Consider the following 16,972-nt stretch of genomic DNA (forward strand, 5'->3'; position numbering starts at 1 on the left):
AATTATCTATTTATGATTACAATTTATCACAATCCACGTTGTAGCAAATCTCGAGAGAGTATCGCTTTTATGGAGCAACAAGGTGTAGCTTACAAAATTATAAAATATTTAGATGCTGACCTTACTCCTACAGATGTAAAAACTATTCTGACGAAGTTAAACTATTCTCCAATCGAGCTTGTGCGAACTAAAGACAGTTTATGGCAAGAAACATTTGGTGACGCAACTTTAAGCGACGAAGAAGTAATCGAAGCTATGGTTAATTATCCAAAATTAATTGAAAGACCTATTGTAGTAAATGGCCCTCGAGCTGTTATTGCAAGACCTACAGAAAAGATTCACGAAATCCTGTAGTAGAATATTAACATTATATTAACGACCTACCAATTAAACTTTAGTAAGCATTTATAGTCTAAGAATATGTAAAAACTAACGACTATAATGAAAAAACTAAAGACATCAAAAGCCTTGCTAATGCTGTTTGTCCTTCTGACAAGTCTAACAACATTAGCACAGGCTTCTAAAAAATCTTCAATCACGGGAACAGTAATTGAAGCAAGTACCAATCAACCTTTAGAATTTGCAAGCGTTTTCGCTCAAAATGAGCAAAATGAAACTATTGTATCGGGAGGAATGACTGATGCAAAGGGTAAGTTTTCCTTTGATGTGCCAAACGGTAACTATTATGTAAAAATTGAGTTTCTCGGTTTCAAAACGATTGAGTTACATCAGGTAGCTATTAACGGCAATACCGATATAGGTGTACAAAAAGTACACGACGATGCGCAAGTATTGGAAGGCGTTGTCATTATAGCAGAGAAATCTACCGTTGACATTAAACTCGATAAGAAAGTTTATAATGTTGGTGCTGACATGGTTCTTAAAGGCGGTACAGCTGGTGATGTATTAGATAACGTACCTTCAATCTCGGTTGATAGTGAAGGAGCAGTTAGTCTTAGAGGAAACGAAAATGTAAAAGTTTTAATCGATGGTAAGCCAACTGGTTTAGCAAGTAATATACAAGAAGCAATGCGTATCTTGTCTGCTGAATCTATTGAAAAAGTAGAAGTAATTACTAACCCTTCTGCTCGATATGAAGCTGAGGGAGGAGCAGGTATAATTAATATCGTACTGAAAAAAGGTAAAGCAGAAGGTATTAACGGAAATATCACTGGTACTTTAGGGGATCCAAGAAATTATGAGTTAAATGGAAACTTCAACCTTAGAAGTGAGAAGTTTAACTTTTATACTACATTAGGTTATCGCGATACGAAAACTAAAGGATATGGCGTAAACGATAACGAATACTTTGACCAACACGGTAACACCACACAATTTATTGATGAGTACAAAGACAATAATAGAAACAGACAAGGCTACAATGCAATGTTTGGACTTGACTATTATATCACACCATCATTTACTTGGTCAAATAGCGTTAATGTAAATAGAACCAATATTACAGCTCCAAACACAGTTGACTATAAATACTACAATCCCGATCGTGAACTAATGTACACAAGAGATCGAAATGAGTATAAAACTGGAAGTCGAAATAGTGTTGAGTACACTACTGGGTTTGAAAAGAAATTCGCAAATCCCGATCATAAATTAGTTATTGAAGGAACTATCTCACAAGACAAGTCAACTGATGACTCTAATATTGCAGACATTAATGATTTTGCAAACATTAGAACTTTTGAAAAAAACAATAGTAAAGATGATTACTTACAAGGTTTAGTGAAATTAGATTATACCTTACCTATTGGAGAAACAGGTAACTTTGAGGCTGGATATTATGGAAGCTTCAAAAAGACAACAAATGATTATGACTTCTACAACCAAGTAAATAATCAATGGATCAACAATAACAACATCTCAAATACACTGGAGTACAAAGAGCAAGTTAATGCTGTTTATGCTCAATATGGAGATCAGATAACGGACAAATTAAACTTCATGGTAGGTTTGCGTTGGGAAGATAGCAATATTGATGTCAATCAACTTAGAAACAACGATTACAACAATAAAAAATACGATGACTTCTTTCCGAGTGCTTTTTTAAACTATGAACTTACCGAGTCAAGTAATGTATCTCTTAGTTATAGCAAGCGTATCATGAGACCAAGAGGTTTCTTCTTAAATCCTTTCTCAAACTATACGAGTAATATTAACTTCTTTCAAGGTAATCCTAACTTAGATCCTGCAAAAACAAATGCATTTGATTTGGGGTATACACAAAGATGGACAGGTTTTACATTAAGTGCTTCTGCTTATTTAAACAAAACGGATGATACCTTTCAATTCGTAAAAAGAATTGCAGGAACCACTGATAATGGAACACCTATTACAGTTAGTTCTCCTATAAACTTAGCAACAGAATACAGATATGGTTTTGACTTTACTTTAAACTATATTCCGTACAAATGGTGGAGACTAAATGGTAACTTCAACTTTTACCGTACAGAAACGAAAGGAGATTATACTTTCACTGACTTAAATGGAAACAAAGAGTCTCAGAATTTTGACAAGAATACATACGCTTGGTTTACACGCATTAGTTCAAAAATCACATTGCCTTATAAGATAGATTGGACAATGAACGGAATGTATAGAGCGCCATATGATACAGCACAAGGAAGAGTAAAGAGCAATCTATCTGCTAACTTAGCTTTGAGTAAAGATATCATCAAGGATAAAGCTACTATTACTTTTAATATCAATGATATTTTTGATTCCAGAAAAAGAGAAATGGATACAAACTTACCTCAAACTTTCTCTCATAGTGAAATGCAATGGAGAGGAAGACAAATAAATCTTTCTTTCACTTATCGTTTTAATCAAAAGAAAAACGATAGACAAAAACAAAGAGGAAATGGGGAAGGAAATATGGAGAATGGCGAAATGGAAATGATGTAAGCGATTTATTTAGAATAAATTTAATGTTTCAAAACACATTGTGTGATTAATCTAAAAAAATTAAATTGCAGTCGCTAAATTAATAATAGCCCCTAACCAATACGGTTATATTAATTGCTGAGGAAATGACCTTATCTTTTTCTCCAGACTTTAGAAAACTAACTAACTTTAACTATAATCAATCCAGAAGCCAAAGTTTACCTTTGGCTTCTTTTTTTTAATTGAAAGCTTTGATACTCTTAAATACGCAATGCAGTAAAGCACAATTATTACAATAGCTCAAACAGACTATAAAATAAATACAACAACTAATACAATCAAGATAGGGCAAAACAAAAAAAGAGCTACAATTCTATTGTAGCTCTTTTATCTTTTTAATTCATCAAAGTCTTACATTTGACTTTCTTCCAATTGCTGTCTTTTAGCTTTTTTTTCTTTTAAGAACTCACGAGTTCCTCCAAATGCCCAGTAAGAAGCAAATCCTACTAAGAAGATTAAAAGCCAGAAAGCCATCGTAATCACAGTCATACCGATGATGAAAGCTAAATACTGTTGAAATTCAAACATTGTTCCGGAATTTTTTGTATATACAGCCCCAAATATACGTACTTTATAGATTTAAACCTACAATGATTTATATTTTGAATATTACTTTAGAATGATACTAAATAATTTAATACCTTTATGAGAAATCAAACTAAAGTAGTATAACAAATGAAATATCGTATAGAAAAAGACACAATTGGTGAAGTAAAAGTACCTGCTGATAAATACTGGGGTGCTCAAACAGAACGTTCTCGAAACAACTTTAAAATAGGACCTGAAGCTTCAATGCCTCATGAGATTATAGAGGCATTTGCCTACTTAAAAAAGGCAGCAGCGTTTGCAAACCATGACTTAGGTGTGTTACCACAAGACAAAAAAGAAGGAATAGCAACAGTATGCGATGAGATTCTAAGAGGGGAACTGAATGATCAGTTTCCTTTAGTTATTTGGCAAACTGGTTCTGGAACACAATCTAATATGAATGTAAATGAAGTAATAGCCAATCGCGCACATGTACTTGCTGGAAATCAATTAGGTGAAGGAGAACAGAATATCAAGGCAAATGACGATGTAAATAAGTCCCAATCATCGAACGACACTTACCCAACGGCCATGCATATTGCAGCTTATAAAGCAGTAATAGAGCACACAATACCTGGAGTCACACAACTGCGCAATACACTTGACAAAAAAGCAAAAGAATATATGTCTGTTGTAAAAATAGGTCGTACCCATTTAATGGATGCTACTCCTCTAACGCTTGGACAAGAAATTTCAGGCTATGTAGCACAATTAGATTACGGCTTAAAGGCATTACAAAACACTTTATCGCATTTATCTGAATTAGCATTAGGAGGAACAGCCGTAGGAACAGGCTTAAATACCCCAAAAGGATATGATACAAAAGTGGCAGCTTACATAGCTCAATTCACAAACTTACCTTTTAAAACTGCACCTAATAAATTTGAAGCTTTAGCTTCCCACGATGCGATTGTAGAAACACATGGTGCATTGAAACAATTAGCTGTTGCACTGTACAAAATTGCCAATGACATCCGTATGCTTGCTTCGGGACCTCGTTCAGGTATTGGGGAGATAATCATACCTGCAAATGAACCAGGCTCATCTATTATGCCAGGAAAAGTTAACCCTACACAATGTGAAGCTCTCACAATGGTAGCTGCACAAGTTATTGGAAATGATGTAACGATTAGCTTCAGTGGTACACAAGGGCAATATGAGTTAAATGTATTTAAACCTGTTATGGCTGCAAACTTCTTGCAATCCGCTAAACTAATTGGAGATGCATGTGTATCATTTGACATTCACTGTGCACAGGGAATAGAACCTAACCACAAAAGAATTACTGAGTTATTGGATAACTCTTTAATGTTAGTGACAGCACTTAACACACATATTGGTTATTACAAAGCCGCTGAAATTGCTCAAACAGCACATCAAAATGGTACTACTTTAAAAGAAGAAGCTATTCGCTTGGGATATGTTTCTCCAGAAGACTTTGACAAATGGGTAGATCCTGCTAAAATGGTTGGAGAGTTATAAAAATATTTTGAAAAAGAGAATTTTTATTTCAAAAAGTCCTGTTTGCATTAGCAAGCAGGACTTTTATTTATGTGTTTCAATCATTCAGAAATTAAAATAGCTTCTGTAATTATCCAAATCTTTATCACCTCTCCCAGATAAATTAATGACAACTATATCGGTTTCTTTAAATTGCTTCTTATCCAAAATAGCAAGTGCATGCGAACTCTCAATAGCAGGTATAATACCCTCATCCTTACACAAATTCAAACCTGCTTGCATAGCTTCATTGTCCATTACTGCAAAAAACTCTGCTCTACCCAATTCTTTCATATGTGAATACAAAGGTCCGAAACCAGGGTAATCTAAACCAGCTGAGATAGAATATGCTTCTAAAGGCTCTCCATTCTCATCTTGCATAAATAGCGTTTTACTACCGTGTAATACTCCGTCTTTTCCTACAAAAGAAGTAGCTGCTGTTTCTAACTCCTCAATACTTCTTCCCCCTCCCTCAGCTACAACCAAATTCACCGTTTCATCTTCTAAGAAATGATAAAAAGCTCCTACTGCATTACTTCCACCCCCGACACAAGCAACAACATAATCAGGTGTTTCTCTACCTTCTTTCTCAAGTAACTGCTTTCTTATCTCCTCAGAAATAACTGATTGAAAGCGACTTACCATATCAGGATAAGGATGCGGACCTACAGCTGACCCTATCAAGTAAAAAGTGTCATCTGGGTTCTCTATCCAGTAAAGCAACGCTTCATCTACGGCCTCTTTCAAAGTTTTTGCGCCTGACATTGCAGGACGTACCTCTGCTCCCAACATTTTCATTCTTGCAACATTAGGTGCTTGTCTTTCAATATCTAAAGCTCCCATGAAAACAATACACTCCATCCCCATTAATGCACAAACTGTCGCTGTAGCAACTCCATGCTGACCTGCCCCTGTTTCTGCAACAATTTTATGTTTACCCAAGCGCTTTGCCAATAAAATTTGCCCAATCGTATTATTGATTTTATGTGCTCCTGTATGACATAAATCCTCGCGTTTTAAATATACTTTGGTATTGTACTTCTTAGAAAGATTCTCTGCAAAATACAATGGAGTGGGTCTACCTACGTAATCTTTAAGTAACTGCTGCATTTCTGCCTGAAAATCAGCTTGATTAATGATGTCAATGTACTCTTTTTGCAATTGACCAATAATAGGTTGTAAAGCTTCAGGAATGAAAGCTCCACCATAATTTCCATAAAAACCGTTTTGATCTACTTGATATTTCATATTTTCTATATTTTACATTTAAACAAAAAAAAGAGGCTTGTCGCGTAGACAAGCCTCTTTTTGTATAATTATATATTATTTCATATTAACTCTTATATACATAGCAAGGACTGCTCACGACATTTGACGTAAGTTGAGTCCACCACCAAGTATTTGTAAGAATTAAATTCATTATTTCACTTTGTATTTGATTACAAATGTAACATACTTTTTTTTAATAATCCAAATTAAAAAACAAAAAAGCGATATATTAAAATTCAATATATCGCTTTAAGTATTATTTTCTTTTTTAATTAAAGAGAAACTACAGCATTTTTCTCTGCAAAGATTTCAGATGTATCATATCCGCTAAAAGCTTCTAAATAAGAGCGAATTGATGTTCCATATCCGTCACTAAAGCCTTGTTGCCCACCACTGTTTAAAAATTTCTTTACTGAACCAGCTCCTCCTAAATGCGCAGCAGCAATGATTCCAGATTCAGTGATAGTAATACCATTAATCCTTTTCCCTTCAAATTTTCTAATCTCATTTCTAAGAATCCACTTGTTTTTTGCTACCAAAGCATCAAATGCTTTTTCTTGTAACAATGGATCATCTAAGAACGTTTTCGTGTCTGTAATACCAATTGATTTAAGTGCTACTTTACCAAATTGATATTTTCCCATGTAACCGAATGAATTAACAATTTTGTATAATCCATATGATTCTCGGACACCTAGTGCCTGCTTGAATCCCATATAGGTCTTTCCTAAAAACGGAATTGCTAAATTATCGTCTCCTTCTATTTGTGTTTCCATTGGATTTACATAAGAAAGAGTCCCTGTAGGAACAATTTTATACTGTTCTAAAAGGCTAATTTCATATTTCTTAAAACCTGAAACTACACCTCCTACTAATAAAGCAGAACCGATAAAAAAAGAACATGTTTTTCTCATTAAATATAATTTCTCAAGCCCTGTCACCACTTGAAATTTCTGTGGGCAAAGTTACGCCGATTTTTTAATTCCACTACTTTTTTAGCACTTTTAAGTAGATTTTTAACAGTTAAATTTTTACAAACTCTTAAAAATCAATTGATTATAAATTAAAAAAAATCTCTCTAATCTATTGTTTTTACCCTGTTTTTTACATAAATTAAAGGACAAACGAACCCGAAAAAGTCTAAAAAACGTCAAATCAAGATATTTTAAGAACAAAAAAGCGAAGTCAGAAATCAAATTTCTAACTTCGCTTTTTACATTTTTCAAATATACTTTTGATAAGATTATGACTCCATTTTTGCAGAAAGTTCAAACCAACGCTCTTCCATTTGCTCCAACTGACTTAAAACTTTTTGAAGTTCCCCTGCTTTTTTCTCTATTTCATCATCTCCTACTTTTCCTTCACTAAATAAGGCCTCAATCTTTACTTTTTCTTCCTCTAACTTTTTAATTTCTCGTTCCACCTTTTGAAACTCCTTTTGCTCTTGAAACGTTAAGCCATTCTTTACTTGACTTTCCTTCCAATTTACTTTTTCTTTCGGCTGTTCTTCTTTTACAGGCTCAATACTATCTTCATACGCTCTAAAGTCAGAATAATTCCCTGGGAAATTCTCCACCTCACCATTACCTCTAAAAACAAATAGCGTATCGACAATCTTATCCATAAAATAACGGTCATGCGAGACAACTACAAGACAACCTGGATAATCTAACAGGAAGCTTTCTAATACATTCAGCGTCACTATATCCAAATCATTCGTAGGCTCATCGAGTATTAAGAAATTTGGATTTTGAATTAATACAGTACACAAATACAACCTCTTTAATTCCCCTCCACTTAATTTCTCAACGAAATCATGTTGTTTTTTCCTGTCAAACAAAAAGCGCTCAAGTAACTGACCTGCTGAAATTGTCCTTCCTTTTGCCAAAGGAATAAACTCTCCAAACTCTTTAATTACATCTATTACCTTTTGATCTGGCTTCACGTAGATTCCACCTTGAGTGTAATAACCAATTTTAATTGTCTCTCCTTGTACTACCTTTCCTGAATCTGGTTTTATGGATTGTGTAAGAATATTTAAGAAAGTAGATTTACCTGTTCCGTTCTTTCCTATGATACCAATGCGCTCTCCTTTATTAAAGCTGTAGCTAAATTCACTTAGAATAACTTTATCCTTAAAAGCTTTGTTCAACTTATGTAACTCTATAATCTTACTTCCCATGCGCTCCATATTAATTTCCAACTCTACTTGGTGTTCAATACGGCGACTATGAGCTTTCTCCTTTATAATGTAGAAATCGTCAATTCTCGATTTAGATTTTGTCGTACGAGCCTTTGGTTGTCTTCTCATCCACGACAATTCTTTAACAAATAAATTTTGTGCTTTATCGATACTGGCATTCTCAGCAGCAATGCGCTCATCTTTCTTTTCGAGGTAATAGGAATAGTTACCTTTGTATTGGTAAATCTTTCCATTGTCTAATTCGATAATCTCGTTACATACTCTCTCCAAGAAAAAGCGGTCGTGCGTTACCATAAACAAAGTGATATTCTCCTTGGCAAAGTAATTCTCTAACCATTCGATCATCTCAAGATCTAAATGGTTAGTCGGCTCATCTAAGATTAGCAAATCAGGTCTATTAATCAATATAATAGCCAAGGCCAAACGCTTCTTCTGTCCTCCTGAAAGTGTTTTTACTTTTGCTTTTAAATCTTCTAACTTCAGTTTAAACAAAATCTGCTTATACTGAGTTTCAAAATCCCAAGCATTATGCGCTTCCATCTTTTCAAATGCTTTCTGATACGCCTCCGTATCTTCAGGATTTTCAAGTGCCTTCTCGTATTCCTCTATTATTTTTAAAGTTTCATTATCCGAGGCAAAAATGCTTTCCTCTACTGTCAACTCATCTTGCAAGTTTGGTTCCTGTGCTAAAAACTCAACTCTAATGTCTTTTCGCATAACAACTTGCCCTGAGTCAGGATAATCCTCGCCCATCAATATCTTTAATATTGTTGTTTTTCCAGAACCATTTTTAGCGACAAAAGCAATCTTCTGATCTTTGTTAATTCCAAAAGAGAGGTCTTCAAATAGTGTTCTCGCTCCAAAGGACTTTGATATATTTTCTACTGATAGATAATTCACAATTTAATATTTTTTACAAAAATAACCTTTTATTTGACTATTACTGCTTATATGTACAAATGCCATAGAACAGCTCATTTACTTTACATTAATGACTACATACTCTGATTGAGTACCGATGCGATAACGTCCTCCCCAAATTCCCAATCCAGAACTGACATAGTAATGTGTTTTTCCTTTCTTTAAGTATCCGTGTGCATTCTCAAATAGCCTATCTGTAATCCACGATATGGGCCAGACTTGTCCTCTGTGTGTATGTCCTGACAATTGTAAGTCAATACCATTCTCATTGGCTTCAGACAAATTATACGGTTGATGATCTAATAATACACAAGTAAGATTCCTGTCTATATCTCCTATAATGTCCGCTAACTTTTTGCGACGTGGGTTCGTTTTGTCATCTCGCCCTATCAAGCACAGTGAAAGATCTTCTATAACAATTGTTTGATCGCTTAAAACGCGTATACCATTACTTTGCATAAAACTGACACATGCTTTTGCTCCTGCCATATATTCGTGATTTCCCAAACAAGCATATACCCCATATTTGGTTTCTATCTTTTGCAATAAACTCCCCAACTCATTGTAGATCACAGGCTGTAAGCTATAATCGATTAAATCTCCTCCTATAAGAACCAAATCCGCCTGTTCTTGATTAATTAACGCTACCCATTTTTTCAATTCCCTTTTCTCTATAGCATATCCTAAATGTAAATCCGATACAAATATAATCTTGTAACGGGTCTTGGTACTAAAAGATAAATCTATCTCCACTCGTCTTTTCCTTTGGTAATTTATAAAACCCAATAATGCTATAGCTACTACTCCGAAAACAAGTAGGCAAGACTGAAGGTCAGAATGATATATCAGTATTCGATTCTCAGAGTGAACGAAAAAATGATTAACAACACTGACCACATCCAATATCAAGACAAATAAAAAAGCATAAATCAACAACATTAACCAGCCCGTACCTATTTTATACAAATAAGCTGAGAGGTATACGGGCAACTTTCGACCAATGCCAAAAAACAAAAAAATAGAACTACAAACGAGCACTACGACTAACCAATAAATAAAATGTAAGCTTGGGGATAATAAATCCAAAATAGGATATACTCGAAAGAATACGTAAAAATTACCCAATACAAACAGACTAAATACAATCAAAAAAACAAAGCGCTTCATCTTACTTATTTTATTATTCCTTTTAACTTCATTACAACTCTTGTCCCGTGTTCATCAATTGTCGTCACTAAATCTTCGTCTAAATAATCCTGTATAAAAGACATCCTCTCCCTTACAATAGTCATTCCTACAGAAGTACCTGTATGTCTTTTTGTTTTCTTAGAATTGCTACCTATTCCATTATCCGTAATAACAATCTCGATATCGTTTAGTTTCTGATATAGCTCTATGTTTATTTCAGGCCTTTCTATAGAAGGCGGAAAAGCATGCACTATAGAATTTTCGACAAAGGGTTGCAACAACATTGGCGGAACCATCACTTCATTTAGTTCCACAATCAAATGCGATTCAACCGTAAACCTCATCCTTCCTTCAAGTCTCATATTTTCAATGTCAACATACTTTGCCAAGTAATCTAATTCCTCAGCTAAAGTAATACGCTCTTTTGATGAAAGACTCAAGGAGGCTCTGATGAATTTTGAGAACTTGCCAAGGTACGTAAAAGCAGCTTCAGATTGATTGTCTAAAATATAAAACTGTATAGAGCTCAACACGTTAAAAATAAAATGCGTATTCATCTGGCTTCGAACAGACAATAACTTCACTTCCGCAAGGCGTTTTTCATAAGATAGCTTGTCTTTCTCGTGATTCAATTTACTTGCCTCCACCTCTTGTTGTTGTTTTAAGCGTACCAAGCGACTTCGATAAACTAAATAAGTAATCAAGAAAATCAAAGCTCCACAACTTATAAAGAACCAAAGCTTTAAATAAAATGGCTTTTCAATTTCTAAATACAAGAGTGGATAAATCATCTCTGTACCCGAATCAAAATCATATATCTTCAAGTCTATTGGGTAAATCCCCGCTTCTAAATAGTGTAAATCAATTTTAGAACCTTTGACATCATTCCAGTTCTCCGTTAACTTCAATCGATATTTAAACAATAACTTATCAGGATACTTAGCCCCTAACACATTAAAGCCAATCTGCATTGAATTTGACTGATAGGGAAGCTTTAATTCTTTTTTAATAACCGTGTTACCTGATTCATCTGTGTACTCTTTCCCATTGATCAACAATCGAGTGAGTTTCACATTCAGTGATTGTTCTCGTGGTTGAAAATACTGTGTATCTAAAATGTAAATTCCTTCTGTTGTACCAATATACAGAACATTTCCAATGGTCGTAGCACTCGTTATTTCGGGATTAGACATCCCCTGTTCCTCGTTTATGTAGAATTTTCCCGTTTTGGTAATAATGGTCAGCCCCTTATTTGTCCCTATAATTAGCTTATTATTGACTACCTCTAATAAATTTATATTGGTGCCAAACAACTCTTCATTTGAAATGAGATTATTAATCTTCACAGTGTCGTTTTCAACACTCAGACAATAAATATCATTAAAATCAGTGGCAACATACATTCGCTTATTAGGCTCTTTTATAGCCAACATCTTAAGTCTTCGCTCAGTAAAACTCCCTTTCTCTTTAAGGGAAACGAACCCCTCCTTATCACTATAAGAGTATAGACCATCTAATGCTCCTGCAAAAAACAAACGATTACCTAACTGCTTTATATCGACAATATCTCTCGGAATATTAGTCCCTTCAATACGCAAGTGATAATCGTATTTCATCTGCTGTATATCACTGTATACTCTCACTCCACCATAAGGATTAGATTCTATCAATGTATTGTTTATAAACTCGAATTGATAGTGGTGAATATTGTAATAACTCAAAATATTACCATCAAGATCTACTTCGAACATACCAATATTCGTACTGACCCATATAGCGTTATTCTTTACGATAGCCTTGTAATAGATTATTTTATTCGCTGGAATAGTATAGTCTAATTCAAAAAAGTGATTCTCCTTAGTCGCTAACTTTTGAAATTTGTGATAGTGTTTCTCTTGAAATTGCTTGAATTTCAAATTAGGTGTATGAGAAATTACCTTGTCATCGCTTTTGATAGTCAATCCATTCTTTGCAAATACATAGAGCCTTTTATGGTGACTCGTCAATGCCATAATTCGGCCAATAGAAGTATCATAAGACAAAGCAGAAAACATATCTACTTTATAAAGTCCCTCTGATTCACTACCTACATATAGAAAATCATTTACTTTATCATAAGCAAGAGAATACAAATCTGTGGACGTAACATTGAACTCTTGGGTAACATCTACACTTTTGTCGTTTTCCCATTTGTAGATCCCTCCTTTATTCTCAAACATTCCAGAACTGACAAAGACAACTTGTCCATTTATCTCTTTAATCAATCGAACACTTGGCAAATCGGCATGATAATTCAACTCACGAGTCTTGATATTCTCAACTACTAATCCAAATTGACAGCCATAGAAAACATAATCTCCATATTGATATACTGACAATACTCGTTCAATATCATTCACTTTAATCAAAGAAGTATCGTCTATTAAATATGTCCCATCGTTTATTGTGGTAGCATAGACTTTATCCTCTACGGCAAAGAAACCCGAAACTTCAAAATTGTGATCTCTATTTTTTACATATTGTGGACTGCGTATACTAAAGTCGTTGATATTTATAATAGATAAACCTTCTACTGTCCCAACATATAACTGATCTCGATGTATAAAAAACTTGCGAATTCGGTCAGAAATTAAACCGTCTTGAGTAGTAAATAACCGTTTGGTGCCTTCATTTTGATACAGTACCCCTTGTCCATAACTCGATACCCAAATACTCTTATTACTATCTTCTATAATATCGGTAACATTGGTATATCTAAACTCTGTAGCAGCGGCATTGGCTGTGATATTTCCTTGTATTATTTGCGTTAATCCTGATCTTGACCCGATCCATAACACACCATTAGAATCCAAACATAAGGTACGTATATCATTTGCCAAAAGGCCATCGCTAACAGACAGCCTCTTGGTAATATAATTATTTTGACCTAATACATTTAGTCCTACTAAAAGCAGCAATAAAATGTGCCATTTCTTTACAAGTTCCATTTATTCAATTCTCTAATCATGGTTGCTGCTACGATTATCTCTATATCGTGACATTCGGGATTATCAATTAGCTCCTCCTTAAAGAAAACTCTATTCGTATCCTTTTCAATATATTTCACATAGTTCATATTCACAAGATAAGAGCGATTCACGCGAACAAAATTAGAGTGTTTTATCTTTGACTCAATTGCACGCAGCGTTTTTGACACCAAGAACTTAGTGTTCTCTGCGTAAATTTCACAGTAATTATCAGCTGCCTTACACAATATGATATCATCCATTTTGAGCAAGTGGCGCTTTAAATTGTGCTTGATAATTTTATAATACTCCTGATACCCTTCCTTTTCTTTGTACTTGTCAAATACACTTTGTACATCTTCTACATCAATTGGCTTCAATAAGTACTTCAGGCAATTATATTGGTTAATTGCTTCAATTGCATATTGTTCATAGGCCGTTGTAAACACAACCTCAAAACTCTTATCTTTAATTTGCTTTAAAAAATCAAACCCATTTTCTTCAGGCATATGAATATCTAAAAATACAAGATCAGGTTTATCATTGTTGACAAAATTAATTGCTTCACTTACTGAAGTAACAGTAGTAACAACTAATTTATCGCTATACTTTACTTTCTTTTCAATTATTTTCTTTAATAGTTCGCCAACTTTAGGTTCATCATCAACCACTAAAATCGTTAGTTCATTCGTCATTTTGTAAGGTGATTTTTAATCAAAAAACAAATATAATCATTAATCTAATTTATCTTAAATTATATAGTCAAGATCTACCCCATTTAGAGTATTTATCTCACTATTTTATACAATATGTCTGCATTTAATCGAGAAGCACAATCATGCATTGTCTTGGAGTATAACCTAAAACTTATCTCTATAAAATCACTTCAGCCACTTAATCGCAAAACAAGGAGAAAACAATTCAAAAGGATGAGTGAATTAAGACATAGCATCCAATCTATTAAAAAAGTATAATGCATATAGCCATCACGATAACAAAATGAAAATTTGTTTTCTACACAAAAAAAAACATTTTTTTTTTCTTCAATAGAACATATTTTTCTCTTTTTTTTTAGAAAACAACCTTAATTTCACTTTAAAATGATCAAAATATTGACTTAAACAGGCTAAAATCATCCGAAAAACAAAAAAAATATTATTTTTTTTTAACACAAAATAAATACAAGTTATTAAAAATCAACTACTTAATACAAAACACCAGCTTTTACCCAAAAGCATGTAACTTGCCTTAGCCTTAGTAAAATAAGGGCTTGTAGGGATATTGTAGGACAATAACGGGACAATAGTAGGACAATAATGCGTAAAACAAGGGGTTAGCCCAACTATTGTGCTAGTATACTTTCACCATTGATCTCATTAGTTTATCGAAAAACAATAGAAAAACAAACCTAAGCCTATGATATAAAGGAATAAGCATGGCAAGAAAAAATATGGAAGCAAATCGAATAAAGAAAATACTAACAAGTAAAATGCTCCCCTAAAATCACTGCTATATATCTGTGATTCAAGGAAGGCATATCGCTGCAAAACCTTACGAAAAAGAAAGCGGTAAGGCGCTTCATAGAATTACTAAAGCCAAACAGCTCGAAAATTTACCAATCTCAGGTAATTTTATAAGCTATCAACCCATTAGTCTTAGAAAAAACCGGCTCTTACCCTTGTCAAAAAAGTGTACAATAAGCGTAGGCCTTGGCTATCTAAAGTTAATTATTCTTTTTAGAAACTTTTTTGAGAAATAAGTTATTCATTGGATTTATACCTAAGTTCTCAACTTTATTAGAAGTAAAACGCGCCACTTTATCATAGAACAAAATGATAACTGGTTTTTCATTTACAACTATACGATCCAATTCTTGGTACATTAGATCTCTTTTATCGAGATCTTCTTCCTCTATTGCAGCGCGTAATAGCGCATCATAGTTGCGGTTGTCAAACCGAGTGTAATTTGCCCCATATGGAACCTTATTTGCCGAGTAAAACAGCGATAAGTAATTTTCAGCATCGGGATAATCTGCTATCCAACTACCTCTAAAAAAGGAAACAGTACCAGAAGCAATACTCTGTCTTAAGGTAGAAGGTGGCATCACATCTACTTTAAGTTCGATACCTATTTTCTGCCATTCGCGTTGTAAGTACTCTGCAATATCTAAATAAGAAGCATCCGTTGATAAAGTCAAAACAATCGAACTCTCGTTCTTCTCTTTTTTATAAGCATCAACTAACTCTTTCGCTTTGCCAAAATCATATCGATCACCGAGTGCGAGATGACCTTCAAGACCGTTCGGTATCATCCCCCCAACCTTGCTTTCTCCCATTCCATTTCTCAAGTAAGCTAACATTTTGTTCCTATCGAAACCAATGTCCAGCGCTTGTCTGATACGCTTATCTTTTATGATCGCATGATCACTCGAAAAGTTAAATCCCAAATATTCCGTATTCAAATAGGGTCCTGTTATCATTTTAAACTGGTCTTGATATTTCGGTTTTAAATTACCGTGAATATCTATAATATCATCTTTATACGAGGGGTCTAATCCAGAGATGAAATCGAGATTTCCCTGTATAAATTGCAAAAAGGCACTTTGTTTATCTGGTAAAAAAGTAACTGCCACAGCTTCCAAGTAAGGCAATTGAACCCCGTTCTTATCTCTCTCAAAATACAGGGGGTTCTTTCGCAAAACTAATTTGATATTCTCCTCCCATAGTTTGAATGCAAAAGGCCCTGTCCCAATAGGATTAGAGCGGAACTCTGCTTTTTTATCTTCTACGATTTCACGTGGTACCACTGAGGCATAACGCATAGACATCAATCCTAAAAAAGCAGGAAATGACTCTGTTAGATTTACGCGAAAAACAGTATCATTAATCGCTTGGTAGCTTTTTACTTTTTGGAGTATCCAGCCCCCTGGCGAAGCAATAGACGAACTCGACAATCGATCAAAACTATATACAAAATCACTGGCAGTAACTGTACGAGTACTGTCTACTCCAAAATTAGAATGTTTGTGAAAATACACATCATCTCTTAAGATAAAGTCGTACTGCAGTCCACCTTTGGTTATATTCCAATATTTTGCAATATCTCCTTGAATATGCAAGCTGTCATCTAATTGAACTAAACCATTAAAAATTTGATTGCAAGGCCAGATAATATTCATGCTTTTTGCAAAAGCAGGATCCAATGTCGCTATATTGGCACTCTCATTATATCTAAATACTTTATTTTCATCATTTTGTATCTTTTTATTTTGACACGAAATCATAAAAGTTAAAACACAAAATATTGATATATAATATATTATTGATTTCATCAAACCGAT

Annotated in this window: 11 protein-coding genes; 3 read left to right on the forward strand and 8 right to left on the reverse strand. The window is 34.1% G+C overall.

What is annotated here, in order from left to right:
* The first annotated feature begins 12 nt into the window (after positions 1-12).
* The gene (gene arsC, locus NWE55_RS02925; RefSeq protein WP_155092001.1) at positions 13-354 is read left to right on the forward strand and encodes an arsenate reductase (glutaredoxin); all 342 of its coding nucleotides are present in this window, start codon (positions 13-15) and stop codon (positions 352-354) included.
* Between the two features lie 87 nt (positions 355-441).
* Positions 442-2,919 (forward strand): TonB-dependent receptor, encoded by a 2,478-nt coding sequence (locus NWE55_RS02930; protein ID WP_155092002.1) that lies wholly within the window; start codon positions 442-444, stop codon positions 2,917-2,919.
* A 390-nt stretch (positions 2,920-3,309) separates the two neighbouring features.
* Here the strand turns inward: NWE55_RS02930 and NWE55_RS02935 are convergent, their stop codons facing one another.
* Positions 3,310-3,486: a hypothetical protein gene (locus NWE55_RS02935; RefSeq protein WP_166520748.1), complete on the reverse strand. Its 177-nt coding sequence runs from the start codon at positions 3,484-3,486 to the stop codon at positions 3,310-3,312.
* A 147-nt stretch (positions 3,487-3,633) separates the two neighbouring features.
* Here NWE55_RS02935 and fumC point away from each other — a divergent pair, with 147 nt between their 5' ends.
* The gene (gene fumC, locus NWE55_RS02940; RefSeq protein WP_155092003.1) at positions 3,634-5,028 is read left to right on the forward strand and encodes a class II fumarate hydratase; all 1,395 of its coding nucleotides are present in this window, start codon (positions 3,634-3,636) and stop codon (positions 5,026-5,028) included.
* A gap of 84 nt (positions 5,029-5,112) precedes the next feature.
* Here fumC and trpB read toward each other — a convergent pair whose 3' ends face one another.
* From trpB to NWE55_RS02975, 7 genes are all read right to left on the reverse strand, one after another.
* Complete coding sequence (trpB, locus tag NWE55_RS02945; protein ID WP_155092004.1) at positions 5,113-6,294, reverse strand: tryptophan synthase subunit beta; 1,182 nt, start codon at positions 6,292-6,294, stop codon at positions 5,113-5,115.
* A 293-nt stretch (positions 6,295-6,587) separates the two neighbouring features.
* Positions 6,588-7,229 carry a peptidoglycan-binding protein LysM gene (locus NWE55_RS02950; RefSeq protein WP_155092005.1) on the reverse strand — a complete coding sequence of 214 codons (642 nt, stop codon included), beginning with the start codon at positions 7,227-7,229 and terminating at the stop codon, positions 6,588-6,590.
* Between the two features lie 329 nt (positions 7,230-7,558).
* Positions 7,559-9,418, reverse strand: a complete 1,860-nt coding sequence (locus NWE55_RS02955) for an ABC-F family ATP-binding cassette domain-containing protein (RefSeq protein ID WP_258204602.1) — start codon at positions 9,416-9,418, stop codon at positions 7,559-7,561.
* Positions 9,419-9,496: 78 nt separating this feature from the next.
* Positions 9,497-10,606: a metallophosphoesterase gene (locus NWE55_RS02960; protein WP_155092006.1), complete on the reverse strand. Its 1,110-nt coding sequence runs from the start codon at positions 10,604-10,606 to the stop codon at positions 9,497-9,499.
* 5 nt (positions 10,607-10,611) lie between these two features.
* The gene (locus NWE55_RS02965) at positions 10,612-13,614 is read right to left on the reverse strand and encodes a sensor histidine kinase (RefSeq protein WP_155092007.1); all 3,003 of its coding nucleotides are present in this window, start codon (positions 13,612-13,614) and stop codon (positions 10,612-10,614) included.
* Entirely contained in the window at positions 13,602-14,327 is a 726-nt protein-coding gene (locus tag NWE55_RS02970) for a LytR/AlgR family response regulator transcription factor (protein ID WP_155092008.1), read from the reverse strand. Before NWE55_RS02970 ends, NWE55_RS02965 begins: the two co-directional genes overlap by 13 nt.
* Before the next feature lie 1,028 nt (positions 14,328-15,355).
* On the reverse strand, positions 15,356-16,963 hold the full coding sequence (locus NWE55_RS02975) for an ABC transporter substrate-binding protein (RefSeq protein WP_155092009.1): 1,608 nt from the start codon (positions 16,961-16,963) through the stop codon (positions 15,356-15,358).
* Positions 16,964-16,972 lie beyond the last annotated feature (9 nt).

It is taken from the genome of Myroides albus, from assembly GCF_024722315.1.
In the GTDB taxonomy this organism is placed as follows: Bacteria; Bacteroidota; Bacteroidia; order Flavobacteriales; family Flavobacteriaceae; genus Flavobacterium; species Flavobacterium album_A.

Bases quoted from the DNA above. Each gene is read 5' to 3' on its own strand.
- NWE55_RS02960 (WP_155092006.1), bottom strand. From the start codon at position 10,606: ATGAAGCGCTTTGTTTTTTTGATTGTATTTAGTCTGTTTGTATTGGGT.
- NWE55_RS02970 (WP_155092008.1), bottom strand. From the start codon at position 14,327: ATGACGAATGAACTAACGATTTTAGTGGTTGATGATGAACCTAAAGTT.
- arsC (WP_155092001.1), top strand. From the start codon at position 13: ATGATTACAATTTATCACAATCCACGTTGTAGCAAATCTCGAGAGAGT.
- trpB (WP_155092004.1), bottom strand. From the start codon at position 6,294: ATGAAATATCAAGTAGATCAAAACGGTTTTTATGGAAATTATGGTGGA.
- NWE55_RS02975 (WP_155092009.1), bottom strand. From the start codon at position 16,963: ATGAAATCAATAATATATTATATATCAATATTTTGTGTTTTAACTTTT.
- NWE55_RS02930 (WP_155092002.1), top strand. From the start codon at position 442: ATGAAAAAACTAAAGACATCAAAAGCCTTGCTAATGCTGTTTGTCCTT.
- NWE55_RS02935 (WP_166520748.1), bottom strand. From the start codon at position 3,486: ATGTTTGAATTTCAACAGTATTTAGCTTTCATCATCGGTATGACTGTG.
- fumC (WP_155092003.1), top strand. From the start codon at position 3,634: ATGAAATATCGTATAGAAAAAGACACAATTGGTGAAGTAAAAGTACCT.
- NWE55_RS02965 (WP_155092007.1), bottom strand. From the start codon at position 13,614: ATGGAACTTGTAAAGAAATGGCACATTTTATTGCTGCTTTTAGTAGGA.
- NWE55_RS02950 (WP_155092005.1), bottom strand. From the start codon at position 7,229: ATGAGAAAAACATGTTCTTTTTTTATCGGTTCTGCTTTATTAGTAGGA.